Source organism: Marinobacterium halophilum (assembly GCF_003014615.1).
Lineage (GTDB): Bacteria > Pseudomonadota > Gammaproteobacteria > Pseudomonadales > Balneatricaceae > Marinobacterium > Marinobacterium halophilum.
Genome location: NZ_PYGI01000006.1, coordinates 122971 through 140540 on the forward strand (window position 1 = coordinate 122971; position 17570 = coordinate 140540).

The 17570-nt window shown below is 52.8% G+C and carries 14 protein-coding genes and 1 pseudogene; 6 read left to right on the forward strand and 9 right to left on the reverse strand.

Annotated features, from left to right (window positions below; translation table 11 throughout):
• Positions 1-20 precede the first annotated feature (20 nt).
• The gene (locus CLV44_RS05790) at positions 21-1028 is read right to left on the reverse strand and encodes an MsnO8 family LLM class oxidoreductase (RefSeq protein WP_106591160.1); all 1008 of its coding nucleotides are present in this window, start codon (positions 1026-1028) and stop codon (positions 21-23) included.
• Between the two features lie 552 nt (positions 1029-1580).
• On the opposite strand from CLV44_RS05790, the pseudogene CLV44_RS05795 reads away from it, so the two are divergent.
• A pseudogene (locus CLV44_RS05795) lies at positions 1581-2404 on the forward strand (IS110 family RNA-guided transposase).
• Between the two features lie 464 nt (positions 2405-2868).
• Here CLV44_RS05795 and CLV44_RS05800 read toward each other — a convergent pair.
• Entirely contained in the window at positions 2869-3735 is an 867-nt protein-coding gene (locus tag CLV44_RS05800) for a LysR family transcriptional regulator (protein WP_170069275.1), read from the reverse strand.
• 160 nt (positions 3736-3895) lie between these two features.
• On the opposite strand from CLV44_RS05800, the gene CLV44_RS05805 reads away from it, so the two are divergent.
• From CLV44_RS05805 to CLV44_RS05815, 3 genes are all read left to right on the forward strand, one after another.
• Positions 3896-5005, forward strand: a complete 1110-nt coding sequence (locus CLV44_RS05805) for an alcohol dehydrogenase family protein (protein WP_106591162.1) — start codon at positions 3896-3898, stop codon at positions 5003-5005.
• A 617-nt stretch (positions 5006-5622) separates the two neighbouring features.
• Positions 5623-5880: a type II toxin-antitoxin system Phd/YefM family antitoxin gene (locus tag CLV44_RS05810; protein WP_106591163.1), complete on the forward strand. Its 258-nt coding sequence runs from the start codon at positions 5623-5625 to the stop codon at positions 5878-5880.
• Positions 5868-6170, forward strand: coding sequence for a type II toxin-antitoxin system RelE/ParE family toxin (locus CLV44_RS05815; RefSeq protein ID WP_106591164.1), 303 nt, complete (start codon positions 5868-5870; stop codon positions 6168-6170). The genes CLV44_RS05810 and CLV44_RS05815 overlap by 13 nt, the downstream gene beginning before the upstream one ends.
• 188 nt (positions 6171-6358) lie before the next feature.
• On the opposite strand, the gene CLV44_RS05820 is transcribed toward CLV44_RS05815, so the two are convergent.
• The 6 genes from CLV44_RS05820 to CLV44_RS05845 all read right to left on the reverse strand — a co-directional run bounded on the left by CLV44_RS05820 (position 6359) and on the right by CLV44_RS05845 (position 13531).
• A complete protein-coding gene (locus CLV44_RS05820) occupies positions 6359-8617 on the reverse strand; it encodes a TonB-dependent receptor (RefSeq protein ID WP_211298087.1) in 2259 nt (752 codons plus the stop codon).
• Positions 8618-8778: 161 nt separating this feature from the next.
• Entirely contained in the window at positions 8779-9399 is a 621-nt protein-coding gene (locus CLV44_RS05825; protein WP_106591165.1) for a LysE family translocator, read from the reverse strand.
• A gap of 108 nt (positions 9400-9507) precedes the next feature.
• Complete coding sequence (locus CLV44_RS05830) at positions 9508-10815, reverse strand: TRAP transporter large permease (protein ID WP_106591166.1); 1308 nt, start codon at positions 10813-10815, stop codon at positions 9508-9510.
• Positions 10812-11384 (reverse strand): TRAP transporter small permease, encoded by a 573-nt coding sequence (locus CLV44_RS05835; protein ID WP_106591167.1) that lies wholly within the window; start codon positions 11382-11384, stop codon positions 10812-10814. The genes CLV44_RS05830 and CLV44_RS05835 overlap by 4 nt, the downstream gene beginning before the upstream one ends.
• Positions 11385-11449: 65 nt before the next feature.
• Positions 11450-12469: a TRAP transporter substrate-binding protein DctP gene (gene dctP, locus CLV44_RS05840; protein ID WP_106591168.1), complete on the reverse strand. Its 1020-nt coding sequence runs from the start codon at positions 12467-12469 to the stop codon at positions 11450-11452.
• Between the two features lie 144 nt (positions 12470-12613).
• Positions 12614-13531 (reverse strand): LysR family transcriptional regulator, encoded by a 918-nt coding sequence (locus CLV44_RS05845; RefSeq protein ID WP_106591169.1) that lies wholly within the window; start codon positions 13529-13531, stop codon positions 12614-12616.
• Between the two features lie 168 nt (positions 13532-13699).
• Between CLV44_RS05845 and aptA the strand changes: the two genes are divergently transcribed.
• Positions 13700-15019 (forward strand): omega-aminotransferase AptA, encoded by a 1320-nt coding sequence (gene aptA / locus CLV44_RS05850; RefSeq protein ID WP_106591170.1) that lies wholly within the window; start codon positions 13700-13702, stop codon positions 15017-15019.
• A 42-nt stretch (positions 15020-15061) separates the two neighbouring features.
• The gene (locus CLV44_RS05855; RefSeq protein WP_106591171.1) at positions 15062-16555 is read left to right on the forward strand and encodes a CoA-acylating methylmalonate-semialdehyde dehydrogenase; all 1494 of its coding nucleotides are present in this window, start codon (positions 15062-15064) and stop codon (positions 16553-16555) included.
• Between the two features lie 32 nt (positions 16556-16587).
• On the opposite strand, the gene CLV44_RS05860 is transcribed toward CLV44_RS05855, so the two are convergent.
• The gene (locus CLV44_RS05860; RefSeq protein WP_106591172.1) at positions 16588-17517 is read right to left on the reverse strand and encodes a tellurite resistance TerB family protein; all 930 of its coding nucleotides are present in this window, start codon (positions 17515-17517) and stop codon (positions 16588-16590) included.
• Positions 17518-17570 lie beyond the last annotated feature (53 nt).

Here is a 17570-nt window from a genome sequence, read left to right on the forward strand (position 1 = left end):
TCAACTCCACACGCGTGGTATCAAAGATGCTTGGCCAGCAGGCGGTAGCTGTCCATGCGGTCGTAATGGCTGTGGGTGACCGTTACGGTAGACACTTCATCGCAATCAAAGGCTTTGGCCAGCTGCTCGATTTCCTGCCAGCACTGCTCTGGTGTGCCCACGGTGTAGCCGTTCAGGATATGGTCGTAGGCGGCCTGATGCGATGCCGACATGGCGTTGTAACGGTCGCGGACTTCGCTGGGGGTCAGGAAGTCTTCCCGCTGTCCCATTTGTGCGGCAAATTTGCGGTACACGGCCGTACCGGCGCGTAGCTTGGCTTCTGCTTCGGTTTCGGCACAGATACAGGCGATCGCCAGCATCGTGTTCGGGGTGCCTTCATGGCCAGCCTTTTTCCACTCTTCGCTATAAGTATGGAAGATGGAGGGGCTGCAATTGTCAGGGTCGATAAAGCGGGCCAGAGCCAAGTTGTAACCGAGGTGACCGGCTAAACCGGCACTGCCGCCGCTTGAGCCCAGCATCCATAGCTGCGGCTTGGGTGAGCTGTCCGGCAATACCTTAATGTTGTGATAAGGCGTGTCGGTTGGCAGCGTGCCGTTTACAAAACCTTCCAGCATCTGTGCCTGGTGCGCATAGAGGTCACCGTGATGTGGTTCGTGCGGGAACGCCAATGCATGAGAGGTCAGGCCACTGCCGCCCGGCGCGCGGCCGACACCCAAGTCGATACGGCCGGGGTGCAGGGTTTCCATCATCTTGAAGCATTCAGCCACTTTCAGGGGGCTGTAGTGCGACAGCATGACCCCGCCACTGCCGACGCGGATCCGCTGGGTCACGCTGGCAATGCTGGCGACCATGATTTCCGGACAAGGATTGGCGAAATGAACGCTGTCGTGATGTTCAGCCACCCAAAAACGGTGATAGCCCAATTCATCGCAAAGCTGTGCGAGTTCAACGGTAAGACGCGGGGCTTCAATCTTGGCGTGGGAGCCATGGACCGGTGACTGGTCGACAACAGACAGTTTGATGCTCATGAAGGTCTCCTTTAATTAACTTAACATGTTAAATAAATGGCGCCGTTCTTTCAATCCAAGACCGCTCATCCAGGTGCGTTCGCTGAAACTGAAAGGGTGTCGGAAGCCAACGGAAGGGGGCGGGATGACTGGAGCACTACAGAATTTGGTTAAGAAATGGGCTCCGTCCCATGCCAGCACCTCCTGTGCGTAACCGAATACATTTCACTGTATTTATATACAGCATATATTGATTTGTCGAGTGCCTGTGCGCGAATCGATGCAAGAGTGTGCTCATTTGCTACTGGAATCAGCAGGTAAAATGGTTCAATATCAGGTAACTATGGACATTGTGTTGTGTGATACTGCGCACAAACATTCACGCAAATGCGCATGCTCGTTTTCAACGGAGGAGAATGGCTGTGATTCATCATTTATCCAATCTATACAGTCAGTTAGTGACACTTTCCCGGCTCTTGACTTGAGCAAAAACACGCATGCGCATGATTAAAATAATGAAATGGACGCCCCTCCTATACTGCTAGTTGGTAGCAATCAGGTGGAGGATGAATCATGGAGCAGGTATTAGTGATCGGCTTGGATCTTGCGAAAAATGTCTTTCAAGTACACGGTGCTGATGAACGTGGGCGCTGTGTAATCAGAAAGTCATTGCGGAGGTCACAGGTTTACGCATTTTTTGCAAAGTTATCCAAATGTACAGTGGGGATGGAAGCATGCAGCAGCTCGCACTACTGGGGTCGAGTTATTACTGACTGCGGACATGAAGTGAAGCTGATTCCACCCCAATACGTAAAACCTTATGTAAAAACCAACAAAAATGACGCTAGCAGTGGTTCCGCGACAGCTATGGCATAAATGAAGATCAGCTGCCGGTACTGATGCAGCGCCACATTGAGCGTATGAGAGCTCGTTGGGTGGAGTTGGAACGCTGTATTGGTGAACTGGACCGTGAAATTGATCATCACGTCCAGCAGGATTCGGCTTGTAAGCGTTTACTTGAAGTACCAGGTATTGGCCGTTTAACCGCTTCGGCTTTGGTCGCAACCGTGGGTAATGCATTGGCGTTCAAGAATGGCCGCCAACTCTCAGCGTGGTTAGGCCTTGTTCCGCGACAGCACTCGAGTGGCGGCAAAACAGTACTCAGAGGGATCAGTAAGCGTGGGGATGCATATTTGCGCAGGATGTTGGTTCATGGTGCGCGAGCAGTGCTAAGGCATTCAGCGACCAAGAAAAATGCCGTTAGCAACTGGTTACATGCACTATCAGTGCGAGCAAACAAGAATGTGGTCATTGTAGCAATGGCAAACAAGCTGGCACGTATAGCATGGGCATTATTGAATAAAGGGCAGCGGTACATAGAACCGGCTGCTAAATAAACCAATGACAGGAACGCGCTGAGGTTTGCGTGGGCAGAACTTGCTGATGACAGACAGGTAGAGCCGAGACTGGATAAAGCTGCGACTAACATCGTTCGTACAGAGAACGTTAAAATGATTAGCACCCAGTCAGCGGAATTCATCAGGGATAGAGGTTAATACCTCGTAAAAATCCGGATAGATGGCTGCAATACCTTTATGTCACGAAATGTTTTGCTTGCACAAAACGGGGCGTCCATAGATGTTATCCCTCAATCTGAATGTTCGCTTTGCGACCAGGGCATCCTCTGAGCTTAGCTAAACAAAAGCGAACATTCGAAAATTGTCAGAATGACCACCGCCTAGGCCTTCCCAGCTGCTCTAAATAAACGGGTTCTTGATGCCTCCTTCTCGCGATCATTTAATTCCAGTGGCATCTGACGTCCAATGATCCGTTCTTACTGATCTCGGATAGCTGAAGGATTTCAACCTACTGTAAGGGCTCTGGCAGCCGATACGACACATCTCTGAAGGGGCTGCATGAAATCGGGGCTCAGGGTGCCTGCGTCAATTATATTCATAGTCAATAACCTTTGCCCGGGTAGCTGATCGATTTGGAAAGGGCGAACCCTTGAACACGTAATAGACGACTCTGGCAATAGGGCCACTGCCAGTCCCGATTCGACCGCCGAGTATAGGTTAGCCATGTCCGAACTGGTCAGCACCGGATGATAGTCCAGGCCGGATTGCCTCAGATCCGAGGTAGCGAGATCCCGCAACGCGCAGTCGCTCTCCAGCAAGGCAACCGGGAGTGCCTCCTCTGTATTAATCGGTAGCCCAGCCGGGGCATACCAGCACAGCGCCTCCGACCACAAGCTCTTCTCCGAGACGAATTGAGGCTCGCCTGTAACAATGGCCACATCCAGATCCCCGGTGATCACCAATTCCCGGAGTTTACGGCTGCGGCCACAGGTAATCCGGGGAACCAGCTCGGGAAAGGCCTCCCGAATGCGAGGAATGAACTGCTTTAGGAATGAGTGGGCATAATCTGTGGGTATTCCGAAGTGCACCGGCCCTCGCAGGGGCTCCGCGCTAAGCGCACTCAGCGTCTCATTGTTGAGACGCAGCAGTCTGTCAATGTAACTCAGCAACGTTTTACCGGGCTCCGTAAGCTTGATGCCCTGGTTGCTCCGTTCAAGAAGTCGCTGCCCCAGCTGTTCTTCCAGGCGCTTGATCTGCATGCTGACAGCTGCTTGCGAGCGGTACAAGCGACTCGATGCCTCTTTAAAACCGCCTGCCTCTACCACGGCAGCGAAGGTGTTCAATAGGTCCAGATCCAGTATGGGTTTCATAGGATTCATCTTCGTTCGTGTATCACAAAACCTAAACTAGTGTATCAGCGATATTCGTTTGATTGAACTACTCTGCACTTCTATGATGTCGCCATATTCATTGCAATTGACGATTTAGTGATCAGGCCAAGGGGTCTGGCACGAACGAGGATATGACACCATGAACCACATCGATATCCCTGAGACCATGACCGGAGTTGTTCTCACCGGGCATGGTGGTTTGGATAAACTCGAATTCCGGGAGAACCTTAACGTGCCCAAGGCCGGGGTGGGTGAGGTGCTTATCAAGGTCGGTGCGAGTGCAATCAACAACACCGACATAAATACCCGCACAGGCTGGTATTCTAAGGGCGTGACAACGGGAACGGATCAAGGAGCGGCATCGGGATTTGAGACGGCCAGCGAGGAAGACGGTACCTGGTCCGGAAAGCCCTTGAGCTTTCCGCGTATTCAGGGAGCCGATGTGTGCGGAACCATCGTTGCGGTCGGTGAGGCAGTGGACCGGGGACGGATCGGCGAGCGAGTGCTGGTTCGCCCCATGCAACAGTCGCCTGATAACCCGTCCTCCTACAACCTCATCACATTTGGTTCCGAGTGCAATGGCGGCTACGCCGAGTACGCCGTGGCGAGATCCAGCGAAGTGTTTGCGGTTAACAGCAGACTGAGCGACACCGAGCTGGCTTCTTTTCCGTGCGCCTATTCAACCGCCGAGGGCATGCTGGACAGAGCCGGCCTGAAATCCGGAGAACGGATTCTAATCACAGGCGCTTCCGGCGGCGTTGGATCAGCAGCAATTCAGCTGGCGAAACGCCGAGGTGCCGAGGTCATCGGCGTGTGCGGTGAATCCAAGTTCGACGAGGTGCGTTTACTGGGCGCTGATCAGGTCATTCCCAGGGGCCAGTCGCTGCTGGAAGTACTGGAGCAGGACAGCGTTCAGGTAGTGGCGGATCTGGTCGCTGGCCCGCAGTGGCCGGAGTTATTGAAGGTGCTTGGCCGAGGCGGTCGTTACGTCGCCTCGGGGGCCATCGCGGGTCCCATCGTAGAGCTGGATGTGCGCACTCTGTACCTCAAGGATCTGAGTTTCTTCGGCTCTACCTGGCAGCCCAAGCGAGTGTTCGAGAACCTGATCGGCTACATCGAGCGCAATGAAATTCGACCGGTGCTTGCAAGTACCTATACTTTGCGGGATGTCGTTCAAGCCCAGGAGGATTTTATGGCCAAGCGCTTTTCGGGCAAATTGGCAATTGAAATCGGCAGCCAGGTGAGCTGATTTGAGGATGGTAAGACTGGCAACACGTCGGTGTTGCCAGGATTCTCCGTTCAGGCCAGTTTCGGAGCAACTAGCTCTTCGAATACCGCCAATCCCGTCTGGCATTTTTGAGCCGAGCATGGAGCCTGAATTCGCAGCAACGAAAATACCGCCATCGGTATTTCCAGCTTCACCGATGCCTTTGGTCCACATAGTTAACGTCAGCTTGCCCTGAGCATAGGCGGCCATGTCGCCCATAAACTTTTCTTGCCCCGAAGAGCGTCCAACTCCACCGTCGATTGAGCCGTGGAAGACTGTTGATAGTCATAAGCTAACTCTGCCTTGCTATGCGGGCTCGGGGCTCCGATGACTGTTCGAGTTATCGCTAACGAGTCATGCAGCGCTACACACTTGTTATCGGTCTCTCGCAAGAGGAGCCGGCCAATCATCGAGCTGCTGCATGAAGGCCCTCAATGGCCGTTGAGGGTGGGTCCCAATTTACCCGGAAAACACAGAGAATTATCCATACAGGGCCAGTCACGGCGACGTCTACTATGCTGGCTGCGTTAGAGAATGTGATTGTCTGATCCGCAAAGTGATACTATAGTGTCACTATCAATTTGGATCAGGGTGAGCCCATGAAAGTTGAGCTTGTTACAAACCTTAAGCGCCAAGCTACAAAAATCTTGGCAGACCTGCATATGTCTAAAGAGCCGGTACTGATCACTGAGCATGGCCTGCCATCGGCTTATCTTGTTGATGTGCAGGATTACGAGTTCATGCAGCGTCGGCTTGAGCTGCTTGAGGAGCTCTCACGAGGAGAGCGTGCTGTACTTGAGGGAAGAACGTACAGCCAAAGTGAGGCCAGGGAGAAAATGAGTAAATGGCTGAAGTAATCTGGACTGAGCCGGCTTTTCAAGAGTTAAGTGCAATCGCAGAGTACATTGCTCTGGATAATCCTGCCGCTGCAAGCCGCTTGGTAGAAGAGGTTTTCGATAAAATCGACCGCTTGGAAGTTTTTCCGCAATCCGGGCGGATTCCTCCAGAGCTTCCTAATTCGGTATACAGGGAAGTAGTTGTTCCACCGTGTCGCATTTTTTATCGTGAGGATGAGAAGCGGGTTTTTGTCCTCTATGTCAGGCGAGAGGAGAGGCAGCTTCGTGCGTACATGCTTGGGAGCAGCTAACCAGGCGCCTCACTCGGATGCCCTTGTCTCCGCTTCGCTACGTCAGGGCCACCGGTGCGCTCAGCGTTAGCTTACCGAGTTACCCACGAACAGTAGATACTTTCCATGGTAATGAAGAGCAGCTTTGTTACCCCCTGAAGTAATCTGCAAGGGGCAGTCTGAATACTGCCCCTGCTTGGGTGGGTGAATCAGAATGTGACTTTCACCCCAACGTAAGCAGAACGCCCCATACCGGGAACAGCAATGCCCCAAGGGATACCGTTCATCGACATGGTGCGACCTTGTCCGGTGTACACGCCGCCGGTCGGCAGGGCGTAATCGCGATCAAACAGGTTTTCTACACCGAAGTCGAGGCGGGTCTGTTTCCATGAATGGCTGGCGCGCAGGTTGATCAGGCTGTAGCCAGAGGTGGCGACCTCGTTGCGTACATCGGATACGCTGTCCTTGTCATCCACCACGACCCACTCGATGCCGTTATCCCAGCCACCTTGCTGGTGGGTCAGCGTGAAGCGGCCATTAAGCGGCATGATGTTGTACAGGTCTTCACCAGTGGTGCGATTTTTGCCATCTGTGTAATTAACGACACTTTTCAGGCCCCAGGCACCCCAGTGATTACTGGCCAACGGCATTTGCATCGACAGATCAATGCCGTACAGTCGAGCAGATTGATTGGCGTATTGCAGCACATTGAACTGATCGTCAGCCCAGCCAGGGCGTTTGACCGCATCAACATAATCGCTCACGCGGGTATAAAAGGGGGTGGCCGTGAATACCCAGCTACGATCGGTTGCGTGCCAGTCAAACGTGGCCGATGCGGTATAGGCGGTTTCAGGTTTCAGATTGATATCACCGACATACCCGTTGCCGTCACCGACAAAGTTGTTCATGGTTGCTGCCATCGGCCAGCTGGACCACGTGTAGCGTTCGTACAGGTTAGGTGAACGCACCTTGCGTGCCAGCCCCATTTCGATATCCAGATTATCACTGTACTGGTAACGCGCCAGTGCGGTCAGGTCGATGTTGTGATCGGTCTGACTGCGGTCTTGTGCATTGAAGGTGGCTGACTCTGTCGCCTGACCAGCCATCATGCTGTATCCATGGACGGCATCAGCATCCATCTGAACGTGTTCATAGCGCATGCCGACCAGTGTGAGCCATTGATCATTGAGCTGTGATTCCAGTTCGGCAAACACGGCAGCACGGTCACGCTTGCCATTATTAATGTTGAGGAATGTGTCAGGCCCCATGCCGCCACCGGAGGCGGTCCAGTAATCATCCAAACGGTAGTGCTGGTACTCGGCCCCAAGCCGCAGCAAATCATCGGCACTCAGGTCAATGTCGGCTTTCAGGGTAAGTCCCGTGTTTTCACTTTCCGAATACATGGGCATGCCTGCCGCACAGGTATTGGCCTTACCATCGACCATGAAACCGATTGGGCTACAGGGGTTGCCCGGGCCGGACAGCGCCCCGTACCAGAAACGTTTATCGGCGCCGAAGTCCATGAAGTGGTCGACTTGCTCATGGTAGGCACGGGCTTCAAGGATGCCCCAGTCCAAACGACGGGTCCAGGCCAGGTTGACCAGCTTTTGTGTATTCTCCAGTAGATCCATGCGCTGATTCGGGTACAGCTGCTCGGGCATGTCCTGATAGCTGAACTGAGACTCGAACAGGTCATCCCCCGCTTTAAAGGCTATGCCCAACGTATGGTTTTGAGTCTCGTAAGCGGTGGAGCCCACTTCATCCAGTGGAAGTGTATGGCCGGGGCGGCCGGTTTCGGTGGTGGTTTTGAAATCACCTCCAGCCGTGTAGTTGTCAGCTTTGCTCCAGGAGCCGCTATAGCGGATGTTCAGGTTTTCAGTCGCATGAGTGGCCGCAGCATTGCCCCCCACTGCGTTGTTGTTGCTGCGGTAAAACGCGCCGATCTCACCTTTAGTCAAGCTTGACTCACCACTACGGGCGAACTCCGGTTCCGGTTTATCGGCAACGATCGTGCCGCCAATGCTGTCACCGCCGACACTGACCGGGGTGATACCGGCAAAGACCTTAAGCAGGCCGATATTGCTGGGGTCCATGTAGGACAAGGGTGGATTCATATGGTTGGGACAGGCTGCAATCAGGTCCATGCCATCCACTTTGACCCGCAAGCGATCATCGGCCAAGCCGTGGATGACGGGCAAGCTGGAAACGCCTCCTGCACCGTTAAGGCTGACGCCGGGTACATCGCGCAGCAGACTGGCGCTGTCATTGGTTGCCGCGCGCAGTTGGTTCAAAACGGACTGTTCAACCTGTACAGCACCTTCCAGCGAGCGTTGTTCGATGGGGGCTTCAACCAGAATCGGTTCATTCGGTGCGGTTTGCGCGTGTGCTGATTGGGCCAAGGTGATGCATGCGATAGCGATTGAAAGCTGACCCAGCTGAAATACCGGTAATCCTTTTACGTTGTTCATCCAAACTCCTGAATCTTCACCAAGTGCTGTTGCAGGCTGAAAGTCGAAGGGGATGCGTATTGTATTTAAAGGTTCAGCGGCGGGGGATGAGGCATAGTGTCGCAGGTGGCCATGCCCACTGCCGGGCATGGCCTGAATGAGGCGTGCGGTCTCAGTGCCGCTTATTGGCGCAGTGCAAGATAAGCCCCTGCGCCTGCCATGATGGAGCCTGCACTGCGGTTCAGGTGTTTCATGGCGCGCTCCGAACGAAAGAACCCCCGTGCCTTGGCGGCAAAGATCGCAATCGACATGACGCCAATCATGAGTGCGACCAGGGTGAGTGCGGATGCGAGCACGATGTCGCCAGCGTTGAGTGCGCTCAGGTCCATGAACGTGGGCAGGAAGGCGATATAAAACAGAATGACTTTCGGGTTGGACGCTGAAATCAGAAAGCCCTGCACAAAGCTGGCGACCATGCCGGAACGGCCAGCTTGACTATCGCGCATAGCGTCGGCCGATACCGGTGCCGTCCACATTTTATAGCCCAGGTAGAACAGGTATGCTGCCCCGATAATACGGATGGCCGTAAACAGTTCAGACCAGTGAGTAGCAATGGCGGCAAGGCCGAGGCAAGCGGCAACCAGGTACAGGATATCGTTTGTCACCATGCCCAGTGCCAGTACGGTGCAGCTACGTGCACCGCTGGTCAGCGCCCGTGCCAGAATCGCAAACACGCCGGGGCCAGGAGTAATGCCAAAGATCAGTACGGCAAAAAAGAAGGAAAGTGCGCTTTCAAAGGTCATGTCAGCCCTGCGAGGTAAAACGGAACATTATGTGTTAGATGCCGGTGCAAGGCCATGTTTTCAAAGCCAGCACAGGCATCAGTTTAACGTTCACAACTTCAGGATCAATCAACCACCGTATCCCATCAGTATTTCCGGAAGCATCAGGCTGAGTTGAGGCACGAAGGTGACTAGTAGCACCATTGGCAAATGGCCAAACACCAAGAATTTCAGGGTTGGTTTCAGATATTGGTCAAGCGACAATTTACTAACACCGCCTGCCATGTAAAGCATGGGCGCGCAAGGAGGCGAGACATTACCCAACCCAAGGTTAACCCCAACTACAGCAGCAAAATGGATAGGGTCGATCCCCAATTGCTGGATAACGGGTAAAAACACTACGGCGGCAAGCACACTGCCAGAGATATCATCGACGATCATACCGATCAGTAATAGCAGGATGTTGATCAGAAAAAGGATCACATACTTGTTATCCGATATTTGCAGCAATGCTTCTGCCAATTCCTTTGGTACCTGCTCCAGAATCATGGTGCGGCTCATGATGAACAGGAAAAAAAGCACGGCCATTATGGAGCCGGTCATGGTGACTGCTTTGATGGTAGCCTCGCCGAAAGTTTTCAGTGTCAGGCCACGATAGATGAACAGGCCGACCGGAATGGCATAGAGAACAGCAATAGCGGCGGCTTCGGTTGGGGTCGCGATACCGCTGTAGATGACACCCAAAATAAGCAACGGCATTAGCAGTGCAAAACCAGCGCTACCGGCCGATTTCATGACGCCTTTGGTAGCAGCGGCGATGGGAAGGGGCGGATCAACCTTGATGTTCGGATCATCTTTCAGAAACCAGAAATTCAGGCCGCAGTAAATTAATGTCAGCAGAATACCGGGGATGATAGTGGATAGGAAAGCTGCGCCTACAGAAATGCCGCCGGTGATAGAGAATACGATCATTGGAATGCTGGGAGGAATCATCAACGCCAGCACCGAAGAGCAGGCGACCAGGGCTGTTGCATGTCCTGCTGGATAACCTTCGCGGACCATACGCGGAATCATGACCTGTCCAATAGCGGCAATTGCAGCAGAGGAGCTGCCGGAAATTGCACCAAATAAAGCACAAGTCAGTACTGTAACGGCACCTAGGCCTCCTTTGATACGGCCGACAATGGAGTTGACGAAGTTCAACAATCGTTCCGAAATGCCACCTTCGGCCATCAAAATGCCTGCATAGATGAACAATGGCAGGGCGAGCAGGGCAAAACCGCTGGCGGTTTTGAAGCCGTGTGGAATTAGAAAAGAGATGTTGTTATCAGTCATGAAAGCGAATAGCAGCGCACCGATACCGAATGAAAAGGCAACGGGTACCTGGGCAAGTAGCAGGATGACGATTACAGCCATCGCAATAAGGAAGAGTGTCATAGTACACCTCCCTTTCGGGCGTTACGGCCCAGTACACGCAACTCATGAAAGGTTTGCACAGCCTGTGCCAGGAAGCAGATGGCCATCATGCTAAAGCCAACAATCATGCTGGCGCTCCAGAAGCCTTTTGGCCAGCGAAGGTAGATACTGTTACGTCCCTTTTCAATGACGAAAAGGGCATATTTACACGCGAAGTAGCCGAAGATCAGTGCTGCGACAAGACTGACCACCAGTGCTGCGAGTTCAAGGAGCTTCAGTTTCCAGGGGTCTTTAACCAACAAGGATACGATGCCGCCCTGTATGTGCTCCCGTGTCAGGCTGGCGTAACCCATTCCCAGAAAATAAACCCAGACGCCCAGCAATATGGCAATTTCTTCAATGCCGGCAAATGGTGAATCCAGGAAGTAGCGCATGATCACTTGAGCACACATGAGTGCTGCGAGGCTAAATCCGGCGAGGAGCATCAAGACACGATAAGTTGTATGGAGCAGATTGGTAATTGAGGTCAGTCTGATCGACATCACTTCAACATTGCCTTCGGCGGCAAGAGTCGATGAGGGGTGTGGCATAGCGGAAGCCTCTTGAAAGAACAGCGGCTGCCACAAAGCCGTGGCAGCTTTACGACCAGGGCTGATCAGTTGATGGCGGCGATCTTCCGCATCATTTGCATGATGTCGGCACCTACAATTTCTTCCATATAGGGCCATTCATGTGTGTAAAGGCTATTTTTGGCTTTTTGCATCTGCTCAGGTGTAAGTTCGACGACGTTAATACCATGATCACGGACCTTGACCAGATACTCTTCATCAATATTCTGGGCCATGTCCCAAACAGAATTCAGGGTAGCGTCTGCAGCACTTTGGATAGCATTACGCTCTTTTTCCGGCAATGATTCCCACCAGTCTCTGTTTACCAGCCAGAAAGCATGTTCAAAATAATCACGGGTCAGGATGTAGCTTTCAAGTACATCACGCATTTGCCAGATTTCAACGGAAGCACCAAAAGCCCGAGCATCGACCGTACCCAGCTGTAGTGAGGTGTAAACTTCAGCAAGGGGCATAGGTACTGCGCTGAAACCTAGATTTTTAAAGCGTTCAACACCCAAAGGAGTAGGCACAACACGAATCTTGATACCTTTGGCATCTTCCGGGAAATTAGTGGGAACTTTACCAATACCCTTGCGCATTGTGATGGAGCCAAAACCGGTTGGAATAATACCAAGGGAAATAAGATCGTTATCTTCCAGAATTCGATTATATACATCCACCATCGGGCCGCCGGGTCCGTATACTTCGCGGGCAGAATCCCAGCTGTCGACGACATACCCCAGCCATGTCAAATCCAGGCGCGGATCAAATTCGGAGGCACCATAGGTTATCGTCATGGGAATGGCACCCTGAACAGTCTGTTCAAACAGTGAGGTCCAATCACCCAGATCGCCGCCGGGGTGGTATTCCACTTCATAATTAGACTTTCCGGATTTCAATTCGGTTATGAACTGTTCGGATGCTGCGTGGAAAATGTGATCGGTATTCATGGCCTGAGCTAAAATGAAGTTGTCATCGGCTTGAGCCGTAGGCGCAATAGGCAAGCTGAGTGTGGCCGCAAGTGTGCAGGATGTTAGCAGTGCTGAAAACTTGGGTTTAATAGTCATTGTGACCTCCGGTGTTTTTTTTATATGTGGTCATCACACCTTGGCGATAGTCAGTTATCGAAAGGTGCAAAATCAGTCTGCAGGTCGAATTTTGTTAATTAAATACCTATTTGTTTACTTAAAGATAAGTATTTATTTACCTTATCAAGCGCTTGTCTGGATCTTGCGCAGTGCTTCAAGATAGGTATCCAGCACCAGGTTTGGACGTATACCTTTGCGGGTAATCACGGCAAAGGGGGTTATGAAATGCTGAGTTTCCGGTGCAATCGCACGCATACGGCCTTCATCTACCCAGCGTGCGGCAAAGTGTTTGGGTAAAAAACCGATGTAGGCTCCGGTCAGAATCAGGAAGGCGATACCTTCACGGTCGGTTGCCGTGGCGACACCATTCAGTGGCTGGTAATGACGCTTGATATCGGCACTTTGGGCATAAGCGGGTACCACAGCATCCCAAGCCATAAGCGATGTGGTTTCAACCTCAGTCGTTTTGAACAGTGGGTGATCGTTGCTGCAATAAAGACATGATTCTTCATCGTACAGTGGCAGGTAGTCCAGCCCGGCCAATGCGCGATGTAGAGGTACTATCCCAACGTGCAGGCGGCCGTCCAAAACGGCCAGTTCTATCTCGTTAGGCGGGCTCATGCGGATATTGATGCGCACCTCGGGGCCAACTTCCTTGAGTCGTGACAGAGCGCGGGTGATGTGCATACGCGGCATGGTCACCAGGTTGTCGGTAATGCCAATGTTCAGCTCCCCCTTCAGGTGGGCATGTAGTGAATTGACTCGGGTTTTGAACTCTTCGAGTGAAGAGAGCAGCTGTAAGGTAAATTCATACACATTGCGCCCTTCATCGGTCATTGAAAATCCCGAACGCCCCCGTTGGCAGAGCTTGAAGCCCAACCGGACTTCCAGATCCGCCATGGCGATACTGATCGCTGCCCGGCTGATATTCAGCTCGACTTCTGCTGCCGAAAAGCCGCCTGACTCCACGACTGCGCGGAAAATGCGCAGCATCCGCAAGTCCACATCACTCAGTTGTCCCTTGAATTCAGTTCCTTTCATACATGTCCTTAGGTAAGTAAATGCTTAATTTCGGATTAGTACGTTTGGATTTATTTAACTGATATGGGACTGCAAAGTCTATAGCGCGGCTAAGGAAATACGACGCTACAAAGCTATGTCCGGCCAACACAATAACAATACAGAATCGGCTTCTGTCAGGAGTAACCCATGAGTCAATACAGCCCAGAGTTTCTAGATGCTCACTGGATGCCATTCAGTGCCAACCGCGAATTCAAACAAAACCCACGCATGATCGTCGCTGCTGACGGCAACTATTACACTGACAGTGACGGCCGCAAGATATTTGATGGTCTTTCTGGCCTCTGGACCTGTGGCGCGGGCCATAACCGTCCTGAAATCACGGAAGCGGTGACACGCCAGCTAGGGACGTTGGATTACGCACCGGCGTTCCAGTTCGGGCACCCGTTATCGTTTGAGTTGGCAAACCGCATCAAAGCGCTGACGCCAGCAGGATTGGACCATGTTTTCTTTACAGGGTCTGGCTCGGAATCTGCTGATACTTCTCTGAAAATTGCCCGTGCCTATTGGCGTAAAAGGGGCATGTCGAGCAAAACCAAGCTGATCGGTCGTGCCAAGGGCTATCACGGGGTGAACTTTGGCGGCATCAGTGTTGGCGGCATTGGTCCCAACCGCACGCTATATGGTCAAGGCGTTGATGCTGACCACCTGGCTCACACCATGAAACCGGAAAATGCGTTCACTCAGGGTATGCCTGAGCAGGGTGCTAACCAGGCCGACGAGTTGCTGGACATGATTGCCCTGCATGATGCATCCAATATAGCGGCAGTGATTGTCGAGCCAATGGCCGGTTCGGCGGGGGTTATTCCGCCTCCCAAGGGCTATCTGAAGCGTTTGCGTGAAATATGTGATCAGCATCAGATTTTGCTGATATTTGATGAGGTTATCACTGCGTTTGGGCGGGTGGGGTCGTACACCGGCGCGGAAGAGTTTGGTGTGGTGCCTGACATAATGAACGTCGCCAAGCAGCTTACGAACGGTGTGGTGCCGATGGGAGCCGTGATCGTCAAAGACGAAATTTACAATTGCTTTATGGAGCAAGGGGGGCCGGAGTACATGGTGGAGCTGCCGCACGGTTACACCTACTCAGCTCACCCGGTCGCGTGTGCGGCAGCACTGGCGTCTCTCGATATTCTGGAGCGTGATCAGCTGATTCCACGTGTTAAGCAGATGGCACCGCTATTTGCAGAATCACTCCATGCACTCAAGGGCGCACCTGGTGTACAGGACATTCGCAACTATGGCCTGGCCGGCGGCATCACGCTGGAACACGCTCCTGGTGAGCCTGCACTGCGGCCCTATCAGGTCGCGATGAAAATGTGGCAGAAGGGCTTCTATGTCCGCTATGGCGGCGACACCATCCAGCTTGGCTTGCCGTTCACGGTAGAACCTGAGGAGATTGATCGCCTTATGAGTGCCCTGGGCGACACCCTGTACGAATTGCGCTGATAACCCGATACCTACAACGATAAGAAATACGAGGACATATTCATGACAGCATTGGTTGGACACCTCATCAACGGTGAAATGCGTACAGATGCTGCGCGCACTCAGGACGTATTCAATCCGGCTACTGGCGAAGCTTCCCGTCAGGTTGCGCTTGCGGGCAAGGCTACCGTGGAAGAGGCCATTGCATCCGCGCAGGCGGCTTTCCCTGCCTGGCGCAATACGCCGCCACTGAAACGGGCACGGATCATGTTTCGTTTCAAAGAGCTTTTGGAGCAGAACAGCGATGAAATCTGCCGCATGATCGGCGAAGAACATGGCAAAATCATGCATGATGCAGCGGGTGAATTACAGCGGGGTATCGAAAATGTGGAATATGCCTGCGGTGCGCCGGAGCTACTGAAAGGCGAACATAGTAAGAATGTTGGTCCTGATATCGATTCATGGAGTGAGTTCCAGCCGTTGGGTGTTGTGGCAGGTATCACCCCGTTCAATTTTCCGGCGATGGTGCCGCTGTGGATGTACCCCATGGCGCTGGTATGCGGCAATTGCTTCGTTCTCAAACCATCCGAACGCGACCCCAGCTCGGTCTTGTTTATTGCCCAGTTAATGCAGGAGGCAGGGTTACCAGATGGCGTATTGAATGTGGTCAATGGTGATAAGGAAGCCGTTGATACATTATTGACTGACGAGCGGATCAAGGCTGTAAGCTTTGTCGGCTCAACACCTATTGCCGAATATATTTACAGCACGGCCAGTGCCCACGGCAAACGATGCCAGGCCTTGGGCGGAGCCAAGAACCACGCCATCATCATGCCGGATGCAGATATGGATAACGCAGTAAACCAGCTGCTGGGAGCTGCTTTCGGCTCGTCGGGTGAACGTTGCATGGCTCTTTCTGTAGCGGTTGCGGTAGGTGATCAGGCTGCGGATGCGTTGGTAGAAAAAATGCAGGCCGCCATGCAAAGTCTGAAGGTGGGTGCATTCTCTGACAGCAGCAATGACTTTGGCCCTGTCATCACTTGTGCTCATCGTGACAAGGTGAATGGTTACATCAGCAGTGCTGTTGAGCAGGGTGCCATGCTGGTGGTTGATGGTCGCAACCCCGAAGTGGCGGGCTATAGCGGTGGCTTCTTTGTGGGGGGCACATTGATTGATCACGTAACGCCAGAGATGATCAGCTACAAGGAAGAGATTTTTGGCCCGGTGCTACAGATAGTGCGCGTCAACACTATGCAGGAGGCAATGGATCTGATCGACGCCCACGAATACGGCAATGGTACCTGTATTTTTACCCGCGACGGGGAAGCGGCACGTTACTTCTCCGACAATATTCAGGTGGGTATGGTTGGCATCAATGTGCCACTGCCGGTGCCAGTGGCATATCACAGTTTCGGTGGCTGGAAGCGGTCTCTGTTCGGTGATCTGCACGCCTACGGTCCTGATGCGGTGCGTTTTTATACGAAACGTAAAACCATCACCCAGCGCTGGCCCTCAGCCGGTGTGCGTGAAGGCGCTCAGTTCGCATTCCCGAGTTGATAATGTTCTTGTAAGGATTGTTGTATCCCTCTCTAGTCTTTTGCCCGGTTTTTGCCGGGCTTTTTTTTGCCTGTTTTTAAATTACCGAATGCGCTAGCGACTGTACTGCCGACGCCTTTAACGCTGCGTCCGGCCAAGCTCACACTACGTTTTCCACCATCAGCCAGTGAGTGGGTAACGGCTCCAATGCGTGCTCCTAGCTTGAAGGCGTTGGCTTCATCAAAAATGTCCTTGATCTGATTAAGGGCGAGTTGCTCCCGTTCGTCGACGACGCCGTTTGCAGCCATGACCCGATCGAGAAAACGGAGAATTTCGGCGCTCATGGATTTGTAATTACAGTCGGGGTTTTTCTTTTTGTAGTCAGCCAGTGTTTGGGCGACAGCTTGAATGCTGTGCTGGTCCAGCTCGTGGGTAATATTATCCAGGCCTGCTGTGGTGAACGTTCGGTCATAGCCCCATTCATCGATAAAGTAGTGCTCGATAATGGCTCGTTCGGTGCTATCGATGGGGCCGTCAATATTGGCCATCTTGAGGCCCAGCGTAGCGATCATGTCGAACAGGCCGACGGCCAGCAGGTCCAGCGGTGTATTGATGAAATCGGGGATAATTTTGACTTGGGAGGAGTTGCCGCGAACAAATTTCTTGCCGATGATTACGCTGAGACCCGCGCCCAATGCACCTGCTGCGATGGCCCAGCCGAGTGGCGTAACTGCTGTGCCTATGCCCAGCACACCAAGCAGGCCGCTGGGTGCAAAGAAACTGCTGGCCACAAATGAAGATTTTGCGATTGCAGCACCGGTGATGGCACCGTTACCCGCATCGAGTGCATCCAGCAAATAGCGTTTCAGGCGCAATGATTTGAAGGCGTCTTCGCCAATATCCAGTTTGGCTTTGAACTGCAGTTCATTGGCGACGACCTGCTCGATACCTTCAGTCCATGAAGCTTTATTTTCCTGCGTCATCGTGTACTCCGCCCCGGTTTGAACACGTGTGTTGGTATGAGTGCATGCGTGTC